Origin of the sequence: Micromonospora sp. M51, from assembly GCF_018070305.1 — a bacterium.
In the GTDB taxonomy this organism is placed as follows: domain Bacteria; phylum Actinomycetota; class Actinomycetes; order Mycobacteriales; family Micromonosporaceae; genus Micromonospora; species Micromonospora parva.
Map to the genome: position 1 here is coordinate 1 of NZ_JAGPXZ010001553.1, position 400 is coordinate 400.

A 400-nucleotide genomic window follows, 5' to 3' on the forward strand; every position below is an offset into this window, starting at 1 on the left:
GACGCGGTCCTCGAACCGCACTGGGCCGAGCTGACGTCCGCGTACCGCCAGCAGGTGGCGGCTGCCAGTCAGCGGCTGGCGCAGCATGGCCTGGCCCGCCTCTTCTCGGGTCTGCACCCGGGGATCCGGTGGCGGGAGCCGGTGCTGGAGGTACACACGTGGTGGGACGGTGATCTCCCCGGCACCGGCCACGGGCTGATCCTGCTGCCCTCCCCGCTGGCCGGGCCACGGCCCCGGGTGCTGCTCCAGCAGGGTCATCCGATCCTGCTCGTCTATCCGGTGGTCATGCCCACGCTCGGGGCCTCCGCCGCCGCCGATTCCCTCGGTCGGCTGCTCGGCGTCACCCGGGCGCTGGTGCTGCGCCGGCTGGCGGCCGACGGCGGGTTGACCACCACCGTGT

At 74.0% G+C, this 400-nt stretch carries 1 pseudogene; it reads left to right on the forward strand.

The window, feature by feature from the left end:
• A pseudogene (locus KBX53_RS35910) lies at positions 1–400 on the forward strand (hypothetical protein); the annotation flags it as partial.